Annotated in this window: 17 protein-coding genes; 10 read left to right on the top strand and 7 right to left on the bottom strand. The window is 74.6% G+C overall.

The features are described 5' to 3' along the window. The first annotated feature begins 104 nt into the window (after positions 1 to 104). From ACFYOP_RS19845 to ACFYOP_RS19860, 4 genes are all read left to right on the top strand, one after another. On the top strand, positions 105 to 335 hold the full coding sequence (locus tag ACFYOP_RS19845) for a hypothetical protein (protein WP_356894626.1): 231 nt from the start codon (positions 105 to 107) through the stop codon (positions 333 to 335). A gap of 25 nt (positions 336 to 360) precedes the next feature. Beyond that, positions 361 to 987, top strand: coding sequence for a hypothetical protein (locus ACFYOP_RS19850; protein ID WP_356894628.1), 627 nt, complete (start codon positions 361 to 363; stop codon positions 985 to 987). Positions 988 to 1,185: 198 nt separating this feature from the next. Next, entirely contained in the window at positions 1,186 to 1,695 is a 510-nt protein-coding gene (locus ACFYOP_RS19855; RefSeq protein ID WP_356894630.1) for a SigE family RNA polymerase sigma factor, read from the top strand. Positions 1,696 to 1,774: 79 nt separating this feature from the next. After that, entirely contained in the window at positions 1,775 to 3,037 is a 1,263-nt protein-coding gene (locus tag ACFYOP_RS19860) for a hypothetical protein (protein WP_356894632.1), read from the top strand. 350 nt (positions 3,038 to 3,387) lie between these two features. On the opposite strand, the gene ACFYOP_RS19865 is transcribed toward ACFYOP_RS19860, so the two are convergent. Both ACFYOP_RS19865 and ACFYOP_RS19870 read right to left on the bottom strand, forming a co-directional pair. Next, complete coding sequence (locus ACFYOP_RS19865) at positions 3,388 to 5,100, bottom strand: bifunctional 3'-5' exonuclease/DNA polymerase (RefSeq protein WP_356894634.1); 1,713 nt, start codon at positions 5,098 to 5,100, stop codon at positions 3,388 to 3,390. A gap of 105 nt (positions 5,101 to 5,205) precedes the next feature. After that, positions 5,206 to 5,766, bottom strand: a complete 561-nt coding sequence (locus ACFYOP_RS19870) for a sugar O-acetyltransferase (RefSeq protein ID WP_356894636.1) — start codon at positions 5,764 to 5,766, stop codon at positions 5,206 to 5,208. Between the two features lie 108 nt (positions 5,767 to 5,874). Here ACFYOP_RS19870 and ACFYOP_RS19875 point away from each other — a divergent pair, with 108 nt between their 5' ends. After that, positions 5,875 to 6,549 (top strand): lipoprotein, encoded by a 675-nt coding sequence (locus tag ACFYOP_RS19875; protein ID WP_356894638.1) that lies wholly within the window; start codon positions 5,875 to 5,877, stop codon positions 6,547 to 6,549. A 50-nt stretch (positions 6,550 to 6,599) separates the two neighbouring features. Here ACFYOP_RS19875 and ACFYOP_RS19880 read toward each other — a convergent pair whose 3' ends face one another. After that, positions 6,600 to 8,729: an FtsX-like permease family protein gene (locus ACFYOP_RS19880; protein ID WP_356897886.1), complete on the bottom strand. Its 2,130-nt coding sequence runs from the start codon at positions 8,727 to 8,729 to the stop codon at positions 6,600 to 6,602. Then, a complete protein-coding gene (locus ACFYOP_RS19885; RefSeq protein WP_356897885.1) occupies positions 8,723 to 9,448 on the bottom strand; it encodes an ABC transporter ATP-binding protein in 726 nt (241 codons plus the stop codon). The genes ACFYOP_RS19880 and ACFYOP_RS19885 overlap by 7 nt, the downstream gene beginning before the upstream one ends. A 115-nt stretch (positions 9,449 to 9,563) precedes the next feature. Here ACFYOP_RS19885 and ACFYOP_RS19890 point away from each other — a divergent pair, with 115 nt between their 5' ends. Further along, entirely contained in the window at positions 9,564 to 10,709 is a 1,146-nt protein-coding gene (locus tag ACFYOP_RS19890) for a DUF2786 domain-containing protein (protein WP_356897884.1), read from the top strand. 237 nt (positions 10,710 to 10,946) lie between these two features. Beyond that, positions 10,947 to 13,022: an FUSC family protein gene (locus ACFYOP_RS19895; protein WP_356897883.1), complete on the top strand. Its 2,076-nt coding sequence runs from the start codon at positions 10,947 to 10,949 to the stop codon at positions 13,020 to 13,022. Positions 13,023 to 13,105: 83 nt separating this feature from the next. On the opposite strand, the gene ACFYOP_RS19900 is transcribed toward ACFYOP_RS19895, so the two are convergent. The 3 genes from ACFYOP_RS19900 to rpmB are packed head-to-tail and all read right to left on the bottom strand — an operon-like array spanning position 13,106 to position 14,175. Further along, positions 13,106 to 13,594, bottom strand: coding sequence for a hypothetical protein (locus ACFYOP_RS19900; RefSeq protein WP_356897882.1), 489 nt, complete (start codon positions 13,592 to 13,594; stop codon positions 13,106 to 13,108). A 39-nt stretch (positions 13,595 to 13,633) separates the two neighbouring features. After that, on the bottom strand, positions 13,634 to 13,939 hold the full coding sequence (rpsN, locus tag ACFYOP_RS19905) for a 30S ribosomal protein S14 (RefSeq protein WP_356897881.1): 306 nt from the start codon (positions 13,937 to 13,939) through the stop codon (positions 13,634 to 13,636). Continuing rightward, the gene (rpmB, locus tag ACFYOP_RS19910) at positions 13,939 to 14,175 is read right to left on the bottom strand and encodes a 50S ribosomal protein L28 (protein ID WP_356897893.1); all 237 of its coding nucleotides are present in this window, start codon (positions 14,173 to 14,175) and stop codon (positions 13,939 to 13,941) included. The genes rpsN and rpmB overlap by 1 nt, the downstream gene beginning before the upstream one ends. Positions 14,176 to 14,236: 61 nt before the next feature. Here rpmB and rpmG point away from each other — a divergent pair, with 61 nt between their 5' ends. From rpmG to ACFYOP_RS19925, 3 genes are read left to right on the top strand one after another with little or no spacing between them, the layout of a single operon-like run. Then, a complete protein-coding gene (rpmG, locus tag ACFYOP_RS19915; RefSeq protein WP_356897880.1) occupies positions 14,237 to 14,401 on the top strand; it encodes a 50S ribosomal protein L33 in 165 nt (54 codons plus the stop codon). A gap of 3 nt (positions 14,402 to 14,404) precedes the next feature. After that, entirely contained in the window at positions 14,405 to 14,653 is a 249-nt protein-coding gene (locus ACFYOP_RS19920; protein ID WP_356897879.1) for a type B 50S ribosomal protein L31, read from the top strand. After that, positions 14,650 to 15,786 (top strand): GTP-binding protein, encoded by a 1,137-nt coding sequence (locus ACFYOP_RS19925; RefSeq protein WP_356897878.1) that lies wholly within the window; start codon positions 14,650 to 14,652, stop codon positions 15,784 to 15,786. The genes ACFYOP_RS19920 and ACFYOP_RS19925 overlap by 4 nt, the downstream gene beginning before the upstream one ends.

The raw sequence follows: 15,786 nt of genomic DNA on the forward strand, positions 1-15,786 counted from the left end.
GGCCAGCCAAGCAACGGTGCTCCGGGGTGTCAACGGCCCGGGCCGCGCCGACCGAGCCGGTACGGGACTGGCCGTGGGCGCGGTCCGGGGCGCACGCTGGGGGCATGGCCGGGAGCCCGCCGCTCGTCGTCCACCGGATCTCGCCCTCGGGCGGGCGCCGGGTGACCGTGCGCGGGCGGATCATGGGGCTCGCGCACTCCGACGACGAGGTGCTGGAACTGGTCCGCCGGGCGGGGGAGACGCCGGCCGCGGCGTGGCGGCTCGAGGACCCCACATGGGTCGAGTGGACCGGCGGCAGGCCGCATCAGTACGAGTCGTTGAAACTGTTGCCCTGAGCGAGGTCGGCCGGAGGGCGGGGGCATGGGGTTCAACAATTTCGCACGCAAGGTCCGGGACGCCTCGCTGCCCTACGGGCACCGGGTCGTGTCCCTGCGTTCGTGCGTTCAGCTGTACCGGCCGATCGGTTTCGAAGCGACGGTCGGCTACCTGGAGGCCGAGTCGGGCCCCTTCCGCGAGGACGAGACGTCGCTGCTGCGCGCCCTGAACATGATCGGAACGAGCCGGGCGCTGTGGCAGGAGGACGTCCGTGGTTATGCGGTGCTGCGGGCCGAGGCCAAACGGCGGGGTCGGCGGGTGCCACGTGACGACGAGGGGAATCCGCTCCGGCCCGCCTTCTGGTACGGCGCCCGGCGGGAGGCCGCGCTGTACGCGCTGGCCCACTGGCTCGGGCGGAGAAGCGAGGGGCACCGCGACGACGAACTCGGCCACGCCATCGCCCGGCTGGCCGTCGGCTGCGTCGCCACGGATGGCGCCCTGGGAGAGCGCGAGTGGGTCTCCCTCGGCGCGTGTGCGGCCGAGTTGGAGCGGCGCGTGATCCCACCGGCGTGGCAGGACGCGCGAGCCGGCTACTACGGGACTTGGGAGCTGCGCTTCGCCGTACACCTGATGAGGACGGCGGCGCCCGACGAGGTCATCCCGCGGGGCTGAGCGCGGGGCTGAGCGCGGACCCGAGCGGGACCCGAGCGGGACCTGAACACGGGCCGGGGCAGCAGCCCACCGGGTTGCCGGGACGGGAGACCCGGGGCCGGCGAGCCGGCTCGCGAAGTCGGTTGAAACATTACGGGGACGCCGCCGCGTCAATGAGGTGAAGGGGTCGTCGGTACGCACGGGGAGAGTGGACAAGGGATGAGAGCGTCCCGAATCGAGGAGTACCGAGAGTTCGCGGCCAACCGGGCCGCGCATCTCTACCGTTCCGCCTGCCTCCTGACCAGCGGGGACACCCACCTCGCGGAGGACCTGGTGCAGGAAACGCTCAGCAGGATGTACATGCTGTGGGGCCGTGTCTCCCGGATCGACAATCCGGCGGGGTACGCCCAGACCGTGCTCGTCCGCGCGTTCCTCACCCACCGGCGGCGGCGCTCCGCCTCCGAACGGCCCGTCGGCGAACTGCCGGACTCCGCACTCCTCTCCGGCGACGACCCGGAGCTGCGCCTCGCGCTTCTCGGAGCGCTCGGCCGGCTCTCGCCGAAGGACCGGGCGGTCGTCGTGCTGCGGTACTGGGAGGACCGCAGCATCGAGGAGACCGCCGACGCGATGAACGTCAGCTCGGCCGCCGTGCGCACCAGATCCGTACGCGCACTCGCCAGACTCCGCGAGCAACTGGGCGGCAGCCTCGTCGAGTTCGCGGCTCGCTAGCGCACGCACCTGTCTTTCGCGGCCCCCGGGCGGGCCCGAACACTTCATTCCGTATTGCGACCAGAGAGTGTGGTTCCCCATGCCTTTTGAGGACGAGCTCGGTGAGGCGATGCGCCGCACCGGGGACACCTTCCGGCCCTCCGACCGGCCGGGCCTCGTGGACGGCGGACTGACCCGCGGCCGCCGCCGGCTTGCCCGCCGGCGGGCGGCCGCCATGACCGGCAGCGTCCTGGCGCTGGCCGTGGTCACCGTGGCCGGCGGCTATGCGACCGGCTCGCTCGGCGCGGGCGACGACAAGGCGTCGGCCGCGGCCGCGTCTCCTGCGACACCGACGGTCCCGGCCACGTCGACGGCTCCGGGCTCGGTCGAGACCGGCGGTGTCACCAAGGAACAGATGATCGAGACCTTCAAGGGCCTGCTTCCCGAAGGGAAGACGACCCATGAGACCGGGGCGGGCGTCTCCGACGGCCCTTCGCAGAGCGTCTACGCCTCGGTGGTGTTCGACGACGGCAGGGGCGCGGCGGCGATCGGTCTCGGCGTCAACGTCGTCGACCCGGCGGGGAAGAGTGCCGCCGACTCCGTGACCTGTCCGTCGCAGGCGCTGGTGCGGCACGACGACTGCAAGGAAGAGACGCTGTCCGACGGCTCCCGGTACATGCTGTTCCAGGGCTACGAGTACCCGAACCGGCGTGAGGACACCAAGGTGTGGCGGGCCACCCTGGTCACGCCCAAGGGCGTGATGGTCGACGCCAGCGAGTGGAACGCGCCGGCGGAGAAGGGCGCGGCGGTCAGTCGGCCGGCCCCGCCGCTGACGGCGGCGCAGATGAAGGCCCTGGTCACCGCCGAGGCGTGGCGCACGATCGGCGCCCAGCTCGACGGACCCCGTAAGGAGACGGCCCAGCCCGGCCGGTCCACCGGTGTCCCGGTGGACAAGGTCCTCGTCCCCCTGCTCCCCAAGGGCCTGAAGGTCGTCGACCAGCAGGGCGATCCCGGCTACGGGTTCGTCGTCGCCGACGACGGCCAGGGTGCGAGCTTCGTCCAGGTCAACGTCCAGACCAGGATGAAGGAGCTGCTGAAGGACCACTTCACCGGCGACGTCACCACGCTCCCCGACGGCACCAAGGTCCTGGTGAAGAAGGAGAACGACGCGGACGAGAAGGGCGGCGAGGGCGCGGTCGGCTGGACCGTGGACACTCTGCACCCCGACGGCTTCCGGGTCGTGATGATGGCCTTCAACGCACCGGGCCAGGGTCAGGACGCCAGCCGCGCGGAGCCGGTGCTGACGATCGAGCAGATGAAGACCATCGTCCTCGACGAGAAGTGGCGCGCGGCAGCCGAGTGACCTGACGGCCGGGCCGCCGGCGCCCGGGCGCCCCGGGCCGCCGGCGACGGGGCGGCCTGTGGCCGGATGGCCGGACCATCGGCTGTCGGACGGCCGTGGGCTGTCCGGCGGCCCGGCGGCCGGACGCCCTGTGGCCTGACGGCCGGACCGCCAACTCTCCGACGGTCGTGGCCGACGGCCGAACGATGTACGCCCCGCATGGCCGGCGCCCGGGTCTCTGGTGCCGGACGCCCTGGTCCCGGACCGTCGGCACCCCGGACCGTCGGCGCCCCGGACCGTCGGTGCCCCGCGGTCGCCGGCCGCGGGGCGGCCCGGCGGCCGGACCGTCGGCCGCGCGGCCCCGCTGGGGCTCACTTCGCGTCCGAGTAGCGCTCCACCACCGCGATCGTGAACGGAAACCGCACCGGCGTCTCCCCGAAGGCGATCCGCCCGGCCAGCTCACCGGCCGTGCGGATCGCCTTCGCCACGTCCTCGGCCTCCTCGGCGGGGCAGTGCACGATCACCTCGTCGTGCTGGAAGAACACCAGCTCCGCCCGCATCTGCGCGGTCGCCTGCCGCAGCGCCGCCAGCATCAGCAGCGCCCAGTCGGCGGCGCTGCCCTGCACCACGAAGTTCCGGGTGAAACGGCCGCGGGCCCGCGCGTTCGACGACGCGTAGCCAGGCGTGAAGCCGGGCCCCGCGGCGGCCGTTTCCAGAGGCTCCGGGGGCTCCGCGGGTTCGGCGGGCTCCTGGGGGATGCCGGCCTCCTCGTCGTCCCCCGACCCCACGGCCCGGGGGCTGGTGCGCCCCAGCCAGGTCCGTACGAGCCTGCCCTCCTCGCCCGCCTTGGCCGCGTCGTCCACATAGGCCACCGCGCGGGGGAATCTGCGGCGGAGCGCCGCCAGGTTCTTCAGGCCGTCGCCCGACGTCTGGCCGTAGACGGCGCCGAGCAGCGCCAGTTTGGCGTGGGCGCGGTCGCCGGAGAAGGCGCGGTCGGACAGGGCGGTGTACAGGTCGCCGTCGTGGCCCGCGACCTCCATCAGTCCGTGGTCCCGTGAGATGGCGGCGAGCACCCGCGGCTCCATCTGGTCGGCGTCGGCCACGACGAGACGCCAGCCCTCGTCCGCGACGACGGCACGCCGGATCACCTTCGGGATCTGAAGCGCCCCGCCGCCGTTGGTCGTCCAGCGGCCGGAGACCGTCCCGCCGGGCAGGTACTCGGGCCGGAAGCGGCCGTCCCGCACCCAGCCCTGCAGCCAGCTCCAGCCGTGTGCGGTCCAGATCCGGTACAGCTGCTTGTACCGGATCAGCGGTTCGACGGCCGGGTGGTCGATCTGCTCGAGCTCCCAGCGCCGGGTCGAGCGCACCTTGACGCCGGCCTGGGCGAACGCCTTGACCACGTCCGCCGGCAGATCCGGCCGCACCCGCCGGCCGAAGGCGGCCGACACCTCGCCCGCGAGCTCCGCCAGCCGCCGTGGCTCGCCGCCGCCCGCGTACCGCTCGCCGAGCAGTTCGTGCAGCACCTCGCGGTGCACATCGGCGCGCCAGGGCAGTCCGGCGCGCGTCATTTCGGCGGCCACCAGCATCCCCGCGGACTCGGCGGCCGTCAGCAGCCGCATCCGGTCCGGGTGCTCGGCGGCCGCGTGTCTTCGCTGCTGCTCGGCGTAGACCTCGAGCAGCGCCTCCAGCGGCACGGTGACCGACTGCGGTTCGAACAGGGAGGGTTGGGCTCCGGGCTCGGCGGCACGCGCGGGCGGGTCGGGCGGTACGGGAGCGTTGCGCAGGCGCGCCCAGGCGGCCGCCGCCGAGCGGGGCTCACCGAGCCTGCCCTCATGGCCGAGGAGCAGCAGCTCGGCGGCCTCGATGTCGTAGCACCGCTCGACGCGGACGCCGGCCGCCAGCAGCCGGGGGAAGACCTCCGTGGTGGACCGCCACACCCACCGGTCGACCTCCGGCCGGGACCGGACCGCCTCGACCAGGTCGGGCTCCTCCAGGACCGGCCCCGCGGGCAGGCCGTCGGGACCGAGGGGGACGAGCCGAGCCCCTCCCCCTTCGGTCGCCGCCAGAGCCCACCGTCCGCTCACGGATCCGAGTGTGGCAGCAGGGTGTGACAACGGCCCGGCCGTCGCCTCCGCTACGGCCCTGTCGAGACCGCCCGCCCGGCCGGTGGCCGCCGTTCCGGCCGGGCGTCACGGGTCGAGGCTCCGTACGACACGGGCCGGGTTGCCGACGGCGAGCACCCCGGCCGGCAGGTCCTTGACCACGACCGACCCCGCACCCACGACCGTGTTCTGGCCAATGGTGATCCCGGGGCAGACGATCACACCGCCGCCGAGCCATACGTTGTCCCCGATCGTGATCGGGGACGCCCTCTCCCAGCCCGCGCGGCGGCGCTCCGTGGACATGTCGTGGGCCGGCGTGAGGAGTTGGACGCCGGGCCCGATCTGCACGTCGGAGCCGACGGTGATGGGAGCGGCATCCAGGAAGACCGCGTTGAAGTTGATGAACGTGCGGTCCCCGATGGCGATGTAGCGCCCGTAGTCGCAGTGGAAGGGCGGCCGGATGCGCACGTCCTCGCCGAGTGAGCCGATCAGTTCACCGAGCATCGCCGTCCGCTCGGCGGGGTCGGCGCCGCTGTACGCGTTGTAGGCGGCGCAGAGCCCGGCGCGGCGCAGCGTGTCGGCGCCCAGCTCCTCGTCGTCCGGCAGGTACCAGTCGCCCGCCAGCATCCGGTCCTTGTTCACACCCATCGGTCGGCCCCTCCTCGACACCCGCTCCGTAGGATCGATCCTGCTACGCCGCCGACGACGGCGGTGGGTTCTTGGACAGGGTGGGGACGTTCGGTGGTACGCGGTGCGATGCGGAGACAGGTGCGGGGCGCGGCCCTCGGGGTGGTGGCGGCGCTGGCCATGGGGGCGGTGACCGGTTGCTCGCTGGAGACCAAGGCACCGCCGTCGAAGAGGGCCGGTGGGTCGCCGGTCCCGCAGGAAGAGACGGCGGCGCGTGACAAGGCGGCGGCGAAGGACGAGGGGCCGGCCGTGGGCGGCCCGGTGGGCGCCGCCGGTTCGGCGTGCCCCATGCCGGTGACCTTCGACCTCGCGGAGCACTGGAAGCCCGAGGCCGTCACGGCTCCCGAGGACGGGGAGTTCGCCGAGCTCTTCGTACGCGGCCCGGTCTCGCTCGTGTGCGAGATCGACGCCAAGCCCGCGGGGAGTATCGGCTTCATGCGGGTGTGGGTGGGGGCCGGCGCCGGCGGCGACACCCGCAAGGTGCTGGAGGCGTTCGTCACGGCGGGGGGCGACGACCACACCAAGCAGGAGTACACGGCGATCAAGGCCGGCTCGTACGAAGCGACCGAGGTCACGTACGTCAACACGAGTGTCCTGCTGGACGAGCCGACGGACGAGCGGGCCTTCGCCGTGGCCACACCGAAGGGCGTGGTGGTCGTCGACCTCGGCGGGCTGGACTCCGAGGAGCAGGAGGAGATGCTGCCGGCGTACGAACTGGCGAAGCGGACCGTACGCGGCTCCTGAGCGCGAGGGAGCCCCGGAGGCGGGCGGGGCGCACCGGCCCCGCCCGCCGCTCACCCCGCCCGCCGGTACCCGGTCGTCGCCGCGAGGACCGCGACCCCCGCGCAGGCCCCGAGCGCCGCCCCCGCGGTCGCCCACGGCACCGCGAGCGTCACGGGCGCCGACAGCGCGGCGAGTGCCGCGGCGAGCCCGGCCAGGTTCACCGCCGTGACCGCGGCGCCCAGCACCGCGCCCACGGCGACGGCGAGCAGCGCCTCTCCCGCGACCACCCGCAGCACCTGGCCGCGGGTCGCTCCCGCGAGGCGCAGCGTGGCCAGTTCGCCGGCGCGCGCGGAGGTGGCCGTCAGCAGCGTGCCCGCGAGGGCGATCGCCGTGTAGACGAGGGCGATCCCGAGGACGACGAGCAGACCCAGGCGGGTCTGCGGACCGGTACGCGGATAGGTCTCCGCCGCCCAGTCGGCCGCCGTGCGGACCGTTCCGCCCGTGGCGTCCCGCAGTTCGGCGGCGACGGCGTCGAGGGAAGCGCCCGATCCGGCTCGTACGTCGATCCTGTCCACCGGCGCGGCGGGCACGGCGGCGGCCGTGACGAACGCGCCGTCGGCCCCCGTCCCGGTCGCCACCACGGCGGCGACACGCAGCCGGGCAGGGCGTCCGTCGCCCAGCCACACATCGACGGTGCCGCCCACCTCGGCGTCCTGCCATTCCTCGCTGACGACGATCGAACCGTCGTCGAGGTCCCGCAGTTCGCCCGCCGTGACCGGCAGCCGCGCCAGCGCGGCGAAGGCCGCCGGGTCGGTCACCGCACGCGCTTCGAAGCCGACGAGCGCGGTGCCGTCGTCCTCCCGTACGAACACGGCGGTGGACGCGGACGGGGAGACGGTCGCGCCACGCGGATCCCGCTCCGGTGTGCGCAACCGGTCGCCGGTGACGACCAGTTGCGCCGCCGTCGTCTCCCGCGCCTCGGCCGCCCGTGCTGCCGCCACCGACTCGGCGGACCCGGTCAGCGACCCGGCGAGCGCCACCGTGACGAGCACGGGCGCGGCGACAGCGGCGGTACGGCGCACGGACGCGGCGGTGTTCTCCCGTACGAGCATCCCGGTCGCCCCCGGCAGCGGCAGCAGCCGCGCGACGCGCCGTACGAGCAGGGGGGCCAGCAGCGCGGCGGCCGTGATCAGCAGCATCGGCCGGGTCGTGTACGTCTTGCGTTTCAGCAGGTCGGCCGGATCGGTGGCCAGTCCCCAGAGCAGCAGTCCGGTACCGGCCGCCGCGAGGGCGAGGCCGGTCAGCAGCCTGCCGCGGGGCAGCACGCCGGTGTCCACGTCCGCCTCGCGCAGCGCCTCCGCCGGGCCGACGCGACCCGCCCGGCGCGAGGCCGCCCAGGCCCCGGCGAGCGCTACCGCGAGCCCCGTCCCGAAGGCCACGGGGAGCGGCCAGGCCACGCCGGCGCGGATCGCGAACCACTCGGGCGCCACGCCCCCTTCGACCAGCACCCGGGCCAGCACGGGCGCGCCGTGGACGCCGAGTGCGCAGCCCGCGGCGGAGGCGAGCACCCCGACGGCCAGCGCCTCCGTCAGCAGCAGTCGCCGGAGCCGGCCGGGCGTCGCCCCCGCCGTCCTCAGCAGCCCGAACTCGCGCCGCCGCAGGGCCACCGCGAAGGCGAACGTCGAGGCGACGACGAAGACGGAGACGAACGCGGACACGCCGCCGGCCGTGCCGAGCAGGGAGTTCACGGTGACGAGCGCCTGCGCGTCCCGCCCGGAACCGGGATCGGCCCGGCGCCGGTCGTCCCCGGTGAGGACCTGCGCCCGCGAGCCCACCACCTCGCGCACCGCGCCGGGCGCGGCGTCGACGCCGACCGCGTCGGGTCCGCCGCGCCGCACGACGGGGCCGAGCCGCCGCAGCTCCCGTACCAGCTCGCTGTCCACAGGCTGTGGATGGGCGAGCGGCTTCGACGCCTCCGCGGTCCGCGGGCCACGCCGCACCTCCACGGTGATTCTGTCCTGCCCCATGACGACCACCGGGGACGCGGCGAACCGCTCCGGCGCGCGCCGCGGCGCGTCGGACGTCGAGGCCAGGCCGAGCCCCATCGCCGTGAGCAGCCCGACGCCGAGCGCGAGCGCCACGAAACTCGCCACCAGCGTGGTCCCGCGCGCCCGCATGGAGGCGACGGCGACGGTCAGCACGGGACGGCCTCCGGGCCGGCGAGACGTGCCGCGACCTGTGCGGCGGTGGGCGCGGTGAGCTCCCCGCCGACGCGGCCGTCGACCAGGAGGACGACCCGGTCGGAGAACGACGCGGCCACCGGATCGTGGGTGACCATCACGATCGTCTGCCCCTCCTGGTCCACCAGCCCCCTGAGCAGAGCCAGCACCTCACGGCTGGTGCCGGTGTCGAGAGCGCCGGTCGGCTCGTCGGCGAACAGCACGGCCGGCCGGGTGATCAGCGCCCGGGCGAGGGCGACGCGCTGCTGCTGTCCTCCCGACAGCTGCCCGGGCCGGTGCCCCGCCCGGCCCTCCAGGCCGACCCGGGCGAGCGCCCCGCGCACCTCGGCACGGGACGGCCGCCGGCCGGCCAGCCGCAGCGTCAGCCCCACGTTCTGCGCGGCGGTCAGCGACGGGACGAGGTTGTACGACTGGAACACGAAGCCGATCCGCTCCCGCCGCAGCAGCGTCAGCCGCCGCTCGCTCAGCCCTCCGAGCCCGATGCCGTCGATCTCCACCGTCCCCGAGGTGGGCCGGTCGAGTCCGGCCGCGCACTGGAGGAGGGTGGACTTGCCGGACCCGGAGGGCCCCATGACAGCGGTGAACGAACCGGCGGGGAAGTCGAGATCGACGCCGTCGAGGGCGGCCACGTCATGGTGTACGCGGCGAAGAGCGGTGAGCCGTACGGCTGTTGTGGTCATGGCCCCAGGCTTCCGGTCCCGGCGGTCCTGATCACGACCACTGGAGGGTGTTCCGGGGGTAGGGCCTGCCCTACCCCGAGGCGGTGCCCGGCGCGCCCGTGGGACCATCCGAGGTATGAGTACGGTCGAGAAAGCGCTGGCAGCGGTGCTGTACGCGGAGAGCGACGAGGCGCTCGACACCGGTGCGTCCCTGCTCGCCGCCGACCCGTCCGCCGACGCCGAGCTCGACCGGCGCGGCGAGGAGTTCGTCCGGCGGGCCTGGGAGCGCGGCTGGCAGCCCGCCGACGTCCTGCGGCTGGTCCGCCGCGATCTCGGCGAGGCGCACGAGCTCCTCGCCGCCGCTCTGATCACGGCGGAGACGAAGCGCTACGGCTCCCGTCTGGCGCCCCGCTTCCGGGCGCAGCTCGCCGAACCGGCGGCCCTGCGGCCGCCGCGGTCCGACCGCTTCTCGCGGGCCACGGCCCTGCTGGAGCTCTACCGTCTCCTCGCCCGCCTCCCCGCGATCGAACCGGTCGGCCCGGTCCCCGGCGAGCCCCTGTCCGCGGTGCGCGCGTCACCCCACGAGCCGCGCATGCTCGGCCGTATCCGGGCGCTGCTGGCGAAGGCGGAGGCCACCGGTTTCCCGGAAGAGGCCGAGGCGCTGACCGCCAAGGCGCAGGAACTCATGGCGCGCCACAGCGTCGACGAGGCCCTGCTGTCGGCCCGTACGCACAGCCCGGACGCCCCGTCGGCGTGCCGGATCGGCGTGGAGGCCCCGTACGAGACGGCGAAGGCGGTCCTGCTCGACGCGGTGGCCGGCGCGAACCGCTGCCGCGCGGTGTGGAACAGCTCCTTCGGCTTCTCGACCGTCGTCGGCTTCGAGAGCGACCTCGAGTCGGTCGAGCTCCTCCACACCTCATTGCTCGTCCAGGGCGCGACCGCCCTGGCCAAGGCGGAGTCGGCGCAGCGCGCGGGGGGCCGCAGGCGCACGAAGACCTTCCGGCAGTCGTTCTGGACGGCGTACGCGAGCCGGCTGGGCGAGCACCTGGCCGCGGTGGCCGACGAGGTGGTCACGGCGGACCTGCTGCCGGTCCTGGCCTCGCGCGACGTGGCCGTGACCGCCCACACCGACCGGATGTTCCCCGAGACCACCACCACGCGCGTGCGCGGCGTGACCGACCTCGACGGCTGGCACGACGGCCGCGCCGCGGCCGACCGGGCCGAGCGCCGGGGGCCCGGTCCGTCTGCGGGCGGCGTGGCACGGCGGCGGCCGGGGCGTTAGCGCGGGGAGACATCGGATCGGCGGCGGGCGGCGCGCGGAACGGCCGCGCTGCCCGTGCCGCGGAAACGGTGGCCGGTGCACCGATGCGGCGGGTCCGGGGCTCGTGAAGCGACGGACCGGTGCGGACGGCGCCGGGAGATGACGGACCCGTGCGTGAGGCGCCGCCGCGGGGCCGCCAGGACCCGGGACCGGCCCGCCCCTTGAAGAAATGTCCGTGAAGCCCGTTACGCTCGCCCCATGAGCTGGCTCCGGGCGCTGAGGGAGACCGCCCGTTCGGGCCTGAAGATCGAGCGGCAGCGGCTGGAGCCCCTGGTCGCGATCCGCGGCGCCGCCGGGTTGGCGCTCGTCGTCGGGGCCGCCCTCACGCTCTTCGGGCCGGTCGTCGCGGTCAGTTCCGCCTTCGGGGCCTTCCAGGCGGCCATCGCCACCTTCCAGCGCAGCTGGCGCCCGCGGCCCGTGCTGGCGCTCGTCTCGGGCGCGACGCTGGCCGTCTCCACCTTCCTCGGCTATGTCACGGGCGCCCACATCGCCCTGTTCCTGGCGCTGCTGATGCTGTGGACCTTCCTCGCCGGGCTCGCCTGGGCCGTCGGGCCGACCGTCGGGATCATCGCCTCGTCGAACGTCGCCATCATGCTGGTGACGGTCACCCTGCCCACCTCGGTCGCCGCCGCGGCCGGCCACGCCGCCATGATCGCCGTCGGCGGGATCGTGCAGGCCCTGCTCGTCGTCGTCTTCCCCGTACGCCGCTGGGGGGCGCGGCGCGACGCGCTGGCCGACGCGCTCTCGGCGGAGGCGGACTACGCGCGCCGGCTGCGGAGCGACCCGACCGCGTCCTTCGACCCGGCACCGCTGATGCACGCCCGCAGCGCCGCGGCCGTCACCCCGAGGGAGGCCCGGCGCAGGCCGGCCGAGCTGCACGGCACCCGGGGGGTCGCCGAACGCATCAGGCCGGTGCTCGCCTCCCTCGCCGACCCGGCCGTCGGCGTGCCCGCCGAAGGACCGGCCCGCGACCGGGTGCGCGAACTCCTCGACGCGGCGGGCGCCGTGCTCGACACCGCCGCGCGTGCCGTGCGCCACGGGGAGGCGGTGGAGGTACCGGCGGCCGCGGCCGCCGCCCTGCGGACGCCCGACGCCGGCGCCGCCCTCTCCGGGCCGCCCCGCCGCGCCGCTCTGCGGCTGGCCGCGCTGCTCGACGACGTCGTCGCCACGGCCCGCGGCGACGGCGTCACCGAGTCCGGCCACCGCACGCGGCAGGGCCTGCTGCGGCTGCTGCCCGTGGCCCTGCGCGCCGTACGGGGCGAGTTGCGTCCCGGCTCGCCGATCCTGCGGCACGCGACGCGCTCCTCCGCGGTCGTGGCCGCCGGCTATCTGCTCGGCACCGTGCTCCCGTTCGGCCACGGTTACTGGGCGCCGCTGACGGCGGTCATGGTCATGCGACCCGACTTCTCGCAGACGTACGGCCGTTCCGTCGCCCGGCTGTGCGGCACCCTCGTCGGGGTGGGCGTGGCGTCCGCGGTGGTGCGGGCGGCCGATCCCGGCACCTACGTCAGCGCGGGCATCGCCGTCCTGTGCGCCTTCGGCATGTTCCTCGTGATGCGCACCGGTTACGTCGCGGCCAGCGTCTTCATCTCGGCCTATGTGGTCTTCCTGCTCGGCACCGGCGGGGAGGAGTGGGACCAGACCGTGCCCCAGCGGGTGCTGCTCACCCTCCTCGGCGGGCTGCTGGCGATGCTCGCCTACGCCGTGTACCCCGCGTGGGAGACGCCGCGGCTGCATCACCGTCTCGCGGACTGGCTGCTCGCGGACAGCCGTTACGCCGCGGCCGTCCTCGACCGCTATGCCGACCCCGCCGACACGGCGGACGTCCGCCGGGCCCTGCTGGCCTCGCGGGACGCCCGGATCGCCTGGCGGGAGGCGCTGAAGAAGGCGAAGCACGAACCGGTGCGTTCCCGGGTGCTGTCCCGCGACACGGCGGAGGAGGCGGGCCGCGCGCTCGCGCAGGCCGGCCGGGTCGCCATGCTCATCGAGGCCCATCTGCCGGAGTACCGGCCGGGGCGTGACGCCGAGCCCGTTCCCGCCGCCGCCGCGCTCGCCGAGGTGCTGCGGCACGCCGCGCGGGACGCCGTGGAGGCCATGCGCGACCACCGGGTGCCCGACTGGGAGGCGCTGCACGAGGTCGTGGACCGCTGGGGCACCAAGGAGGCGGCCGACGCGGTTCTGCGGGGCGGAGCCGTGCAGCTCCTGGACGCGCTGGACGCGCTGGCGGCGGCCCTCGCCGCGGGGCCCGGACGACGAAGGGCCGCGGACCCGTGAGGAATCCGCGGCCCGTGGCCCGGCGAGGTGTCACCCGTGACAGTGACCGTCGACCCGGCGCGTGCCCGTGACGGGCAAGACCGTCAGGGGATCTGGAACTCGCTCGGCATACCGGTCGGCAGGCCGTCGGGCAGCTGTCCCTGGTCGATCTTCTTCAGGGTGTCCTTCTTGCCGGCGTCCCACGAGATGACCAGGGTCGTGCCGTCGTTGGACTCGACCGTGCCCGTCGTGCGGTCGGTGTTCCCGTCCGCGCACTTGAGCGCCAGCATCTGCTTGCCGGTCTCGCGCACCTCGCCGTGGCAGGTGTGTCCCTCGGCGACGAGCGTCGCCGTCCCGTTCTGGACGCTGAGCGCGACGGGGCCGGCGCTGCCGCTCGTGTCGGCCCAGGTGCCCTCGACGTCGCGGCTGCGGCCGCCGTCACCGCCTCCGGTGTCCCCGCCGGTCTCCGTGGGCGAGGCCGAGGGCGCGGCGTCCTTGCCCGCGTCGTCGCTCTCGCCGCTGCCGCATCCGGTGAGCGCGAGGGCGGCGACGAGGCCCGCCGCGGCGGCCGTGGTCCGTACGAGCTTGCGCATGTGATCGATCCCCCTGATCGGTAGCAGGACCGCGCCAAGCTACCAGGAGGACTTGCGGACTCCGGGGAGGAATCCGGCGTGGGCCTGCTCACGCATTCGCACCCGGGAAAGCCCGAACTTCCGCAGATGACCGCGGGGCCGGCCGTCCACGCCGTCCCGGTTGCGGACGCGCGTGGGGCTCGCGTCACGCGGCTGACGCCGCAACTCGGCCTGCGCGGACCGCCGTTCCGCTTCGCTCGTGTCCGGCGCGCGGACGATCCGCTTCAACTCCGCCCGCCGGGCGGCGTACCGCTCGACGACCGCCTTGCGGTGCTCGTTGCGGGCGATCTTGCTCTTCTTCGCCATCAGACCTTCACTCCCCGGGCGCGGATGCGGGCCACGGCGGCCTCCACGCCGATCACGTCGATCGTCTTGACCGCCCGCGCGCTGAGCGTGAGTCGCACATGGCGGCCCTCGCCGGGGAGCCAGTACCGCTTGCGCTGGATGTTGGGGTCGAAGCGGCGGGACGTGCGCCGGTGGGAGTGGGAGATCCGATTGCCGAAGCCGGGCACGGCCCCGGTCAGCATGCAGTGCGCGGACATGGTGATGCACCTCTCGCGAGTGGGGTTGGAAATGGAAATCATTTCCATTTATTCTAACCCCATGGCTCGCAACGACATCCGACCGGTCATCAAGCTCCGCTCCACGGCGGGCACCGGCTTCACCTATGTGACCCGCAAGAACCGCCGCAACGACCCCGACCGGCTGACCCTGCGCAAGTACGACCCGGTCGCCGGGCGGCACGTCGACTTCCGAGAGGAGCGCTGAGCGATGAAACCCGGCATCCATCCGCAGTACGGGCCCGTCGTCTTCCGCGACAAGGCCGGCGGCTTCGCCTTCCTCACCCGGTCGACCCTCACCAGCGACAGGACGGTCGACTGGGAGGACGGCAACACCTACCCGGTCGTCGACGTGGAGATCTCGTCGGCGAGCCACCCCTTCTACACGGGCACGGCACGGGTCCTCGACACCGCCGGACGCGTCGAGCGCTTCGAGCGGCGTTACGGAGGCCGGGGGTGACGCTGTCCGTCGTGCTCGTCGGCGGCCTGCACGCCGACGCCCGCCGGGCCACCGTGGAGCGGCTGCTGTCCACGGTGCCCGGCAGTGTCGCCCTCCACCACGACCTCTCGACAGCCGGGCGGGGCACGGTCGTCCGCACCGTGCGCGACGCCTTCCGCGTCCGCGACACCGGCGAGGCGCAGCTGGTCAACGACTGCGCCTGCTGCGCGCTCCGTGAGGACCTGGTGCCCGAACTGGCCCGGCTCTCCGACGACGGCGCGACCGCTCTCGCGATCGTCGAACTGTGGGACTCCGTCGAACCGAAGGCCATGGCGGAGGTCGTCGCGGCGCACGGCGGCGACCGCCTCGCCGTGACGTCGGTGATGACGGCCGTCGACCCCGCACTGCTGCTGCCGTATCTGGGCAACGGCGACGACCTGGCGGACGCGGGCCTCGCCGCGGCCGCCACCGACCGCCGTACGATCGCCGACACCTGGGCGCGGCAGCTGGAGTACGCCCCGGTCCTCGCCGTCGTGGACGCTGGCGAGGCAGCCGAGGAGGACCACGCGCTGCTGAGCCAGCTGCACCCGACGGCCCGCCGGGTCCCGGTGGACAGCGCCGAGCTGGCCGCCGCGGCGGTCGCCGGGTTCGACGTGGAGGCGGCCGCGGCCGCGCAGCACCCCGCCTGCGCGCTGCTGCCGCAGGAGGCGGACGAGTGCGGTGTCGCCACCTATGTGTGGCACCGCAGCCGCCCGTTCCACCCCGAGCGGCTCTATCAGGCGCTGGAGGACCTGACCTGCGCCGCCGCCCGCAGCCGCGGCCGGTTCTGGCTCGCCGACCGGCCGGACACCCTGCTCGCCTGGGACGCGGCCGGCGGAGCGCTCTGCGTGGAGGGCACGGGCCCCTGGCTCGCCTCGCTGCCGGACGCCGCGTGGGAGATGGTCCCGCCGGTGCGCAGGGCGGCCGCCGCGCTGGACTGGCACCCCGAGCACGGCGACCGCTGCCAGCACCTGGTGTTCACCGCGCCGGGTCTCGACCGCGACGGGCTGGAGGAGCTCCTCGACTCCTGTCTGCTGACCGACGCCGAGTACGCCGCGGGCCGGGAGGCCTGGAAGCGGCTGCCGCCCGCCTTCGACTCCCTCCTGGAGGTCTGA

Origin of the sequence: Streptomyces sp. NPDC006294 (assembly GCF_042870895.1) — a bacterium.
Classification (GTDB): Bacteria; Actinomycetota; Actinomycetes; order Streptomycetales; family Streptomycetaceae; genus Streptomyces.